General features: G+C 35.1%; 5 protein-coding genes and 1 pseudogene. 3 read left to right on the top strand and 3 right to left on the bottom strand.

What is annotated here, in order from left to right; genetic code table 11:
* Positions 1–346 precede the first annotated feature (346 nt).
* The 3 genes from OQZ33_RS24055 to OQZ33_RS24045 are packed head-to-tail and all read right to left on the bottom strand — an operon-like array spanning position 347 to position 1,641.
* Positions 347–802, bottom strand: coding sequence for a hypothetical protein (locus OQZ33_RS24055; protein WP_265802110.1), 456 nt, complete (start codon positions 800–802; stop codon positions 347–349).
* Positions 803–808: 6 nt separating this feature from the next.
* Positions 809–1,255, bottom strand: coding sequence for a helix-turn-helix transcriptional regulator (locus OQZ33_RS24050; RefSeq protein ID WP_265802108.1), 447 nt, complete (start codon positions 1,253–1,255; stop codon positions 809–811).
* On the bottom strand, positions 1,252–1,641 hold the full coding sequence (locus OQZ33_RS24045; protein ID WP_265802107.1) for a hypothetical protein: 390 nt from the start codon (positions 1,639–1,641) through the stop codon (positions 1,252–1,254). Before OQZ33_RS24045 ends, OQZ33_RS24050 begins: the two co-directional genes overlap by 4 nt.
* A gap of 362 nt (positions 1,642–2,003) precedes the next feature.
* Here OQZ33_RS24045 and OQZ33_RS24040 point away from each other — a divergent pair, with 362 nt between their 5' ends.
* The 3 genes and pseudogenes from OQZ33_RS24040 to OQZ33_RS24030 all read left to right on the top strand — a co-directional run.
* Entirely contained in the window at positions 2,004–2,126 is a 123-nt protein-coding gene (locus tag OQZ33_RS24040) for a hypothetical protein (protein WP_265802105.1), read from the top strand.
* A 36-nt stretch (positions 2,127–2,162) separates the two neighbouring features.
* Positions 2,163–2,804, top strand: a complete 642-nt coding sequence (locus tag OQZ33_RS24035) for a hypothetical protein (RefSeq protein WP_265802104.1) — start codon at positions 2,163–2,165, stop codon at positions 2,802–2,804.
* Between the two features lie 554 nt (positions 2,805–3,358).
* Positions 3,359–3,552: pseudogene (locus OQZ33_RS24030) on the top strand (hypothetical protein); the annotation flags it as partial.

Raw genomic sequence — 3,552 nt, 5'->3', positions numbered from 1 at the left:
GTATTAAAAAAATTGTTTCAAGGAATCTCTAGACGATTAATTGTAAAAACTGGGAAAAGAATAATGTCTTTTTGTAAGATGTCAGGATAAAAAAGCGACGAAGTAAAGTTAATAAGTGATTTTTTTGTGAAATTTGATATACTATCATCTTGATTTTTTGCGTCAAATGAATTATTCAAAATTAAAATGGGAATAAGTATAGTCCCAGAAGAGTTTTTATTTATTAAGCTGTAGTAATCAAATTCCTTTAATTCATCTATATTCAAAAAAATTTGTTTACCGATGGATTTTGAGAACGCCACTTCATCAACTGTAAGTATGTTATCTATCGGCTATATTAGATTGACTAAACCAGTACTTTCTCTTTTTTCTTTTTGCCTTTTGTCTTAGTGTCATCGATGAAAATATGAACATCTAAAAATGGTAGATAAAATGTTCCAAGGATTGTTCCAGCCAACTTGCTACCTAATAAAGCACGCGTTGTTGAAACAGCGGACGATATAATCAGCTTAAGAAGTTCTAATGAAAGCTCAAACGCTCTCTCTTCAACTCTTAGCTGTTCTTGTAAGTCTTCGATTTCAAATGTTGTAGCAATGGTCATAGAAGATAGGTCAAGTTCACTTTCCCCTTGATCATATAGGTACTTTGCTGTAAACTTGACAGTAAAAGTATTCTTGAGCAAATCCCATTCGAATGTTCTACTATATTCATTGTAGAGCCTATTGACATCGATTTCAATAATTCCGTGCCCTTTGAAATAAAATTCCTCTTCTCTTATGCTAATGATGTGAATATCTGTCATGACGGTCTAAATTGACGGGGTGAATCTGACTCTCTGTTTTTGACTAGAATTCTTTGTTCTTATTTTTCTTCTCAATGCTGGTGCTTGCAAGCCTTTTAGCTGAGGATTATTACTGGCGTAACTGATGTGAATACGTTTTGCTGGAACTGGTTCAGCTACTCGTTCTAGATCCCCGAGAGCATCAAGTTCAAGACAATAAGCCAAGCTCTCTAAATTTATTATTGGGGCTTTCCCTATTGCTAGACTAATTTCAATAAATTTGCTTAGTTTATGATCAAAATCTCCGTTAAGGATTTGAGAGACGTATCCTTTACTTACACCTAGTTTTTTCGCGAAATCAGTTTTGGTAAGCTTATGCTCTTTGAGATATTGTTCGACATTCTCATAGAGTGCTGTCTGAAGCTTGACCATCCAGAATTCTTTACTTTCTAGTAATTCTTTTCTCGTAATCATGATAAACTTTTAAAATAGGTTTTTTTGATTAATCTGAATGTGGTAATATCACTGTCCTGGGTGTTTTTGTGGCCCCAGTAGGCCACTAATTTACCAGTATGTTCGACATGGAAGAGGTAAGCTCTCAAATGTTTAGACTTGATCTCATATTCCTTGATATTATCGTTATTCCCTTTAAGCTCACGGAATTTTTCCTTGGGCAACATTTTGAGAGAAGAAACCATGTTCATATATGCCAGTATAGTCTTGTGTTCAGATACGTATTGTGGATTTCCTTTTATTTCCTCGGAAAAGGTTTCATACTGACTTACACCATCTACTTTTAAGTGGTAAAAATCTTGCTTTCCGATAACTGAATCCAGTCTTACTAACTCAAACTTAGGCATAATTGTTTAGTTTAAGCTAAACTTTTAAAAATTTTTACAATTAATTTATTTCTTCATGAAGCACTTGTTTGTCCCTGCTGTCACTAAGGTGGTTATATTTCGGCAAATAAAAAACTATATTTTTATTAAAATAATTTGAAACTTACATAGTGCAATCCTTGAAGTGGCTAATCAATCTTTTTAGCAATTTTAGTTTGGTTTTTTGAGATAACAACTTAAAAGAAAATTTTAAGTTCTACCGATAGTTACTCGTTTAATAATTTTTATAGGCCTAAGGATAAATTTGAAGAAGCTGGCGTAATAAAAAAAAACTAAATCTTTAGTTTTCAGCTTTTTTTAATATCATTAGTTAAAGGTGTTGTATGAAAAATTTCGCACTAATTATTCTAATATTATTAGGCGTTCAAAGCATTGTCGGGCGAAAGGCAAGAAAAAATCAAACCGACACTTACCGAAGAGCAGTTTGGAAAGGACCTGAGCGGTAACATCGCAGCCCAGAAAGGCACGAAAGGGGAATGTAAATGAGAAAGCTAATTTTGATACTGTTGTTGGGTGGAATCGCCATATCAACGTACGGACAGCCATTGCAGGGAAGGTATAGTTTAACTTCTCTGCAGGGCGGTGAAAAAACGATTGTGTTTGAAGGAAAAGCGTTTACGGTATATCAGGGAAAAGATCCGGCTGTGACAGGTTCAGGTTTTTTTGAAGCAGACCGTAAAAAGCTGGAACTGATATATGTGACCGATACCTCCACAAAATCTGATTATAAAATAGAAACGGTAGCCACTGTTGCCAGCGCCGGCAACACTGAAATCGAAGTAAAGGACGGTGATCTTCCCTTCAAAGGAGCTTTATTGGGTTTAAGGCAAAAGGATGGCACCATCCCTTACCGGCTCATGACAGATGGCACCGGAAATACCAACATATTATTCTCCAAAATGGATAATATCAAAAGCCTTAACCTTACTGCTGTCGGCTATCATGAGATAAATATACCCATCAGCGAACTCCTGAACAAACGTACCAAGATCAAAGCCACACTAAGGACGGCTCCCATGGATTCTGGAAAAGAGAGGATCGTTTATGTGATCAAACGCCAGACGGGCAACACTATTGACTTAGTGGATCCTGATGGAAAAACTTACCATTTAAAAAAGATATAACAGTCATTTGGAGGGATTTTTTCCCTCCAAATTTCCACCAAAAAGCTACTTGAGTGGACAAACCAATCCATTTGACCCCTTCTTGCCAATTTACTAACATAAGGGCAAGCAACCATTTACTTTAAATTATTTCCGGTAAGACGGGGTCATTCTACTCTGGTTTATCCAATTAATCATTACAGTCTTCATCAACTAAATTACCATTTTGGTTGAGATTTCTCTTCTTCCAAATCGTTTGAGTTCGTATACCAATAAATCATATACTCGATTTAAATTAATGCAAAAATAACAGGGAAAGGAATATTTGTTTTTGAAACTGGAAATTATATGCTTATCTGTTCATTTTGAGAAAGGATTTTTCTCTTTGCCGTAATTGGTGCAATCAAAGTTACAGCTGAAAGAAAGATATGCAGTTGGGGATGAATACTTTCGTTTTTTGAGACGAGATTTACACTATAGATTTTTTAGCCTATCACAATTCCACCGTTTTTTGATAATGCCCCATGTCATGCAACTATTTTTACATTTGATTGTCCTTTAGTAAACGAATATATATGATACCTAAGATCGTGAGAAATTTGTTGCTTATTGCCGCCGTAGTAGTTGTACAAAATGTTTACGGACAAACCAGCCAAAACTTGAAACATCTGGATAGTTTGTTGGAAAAAGCGTATAATCTTGGCGTATTTAATGGGAATTTGCTCGTCTCTGAAAGAGGAAAAATAATTTATAAGAAAACAGTTGGCTG

The sequence above is a fragment of the Pedobacter sp. MC2016-05 genome (assembly GCF_026239735.1).
In the GTDB taxonomy this organism is placed as follows: domain Bacteria; phylum Bacteroidota; class Bacteroidia; order Sphingobacteriales; family Sphingobacteriaceae; genus Pedobacter.
Note: the sequence above shows the minus strand (reverse complement) of the source record. Positions and strands in the feature narration are given on the sequence as shown.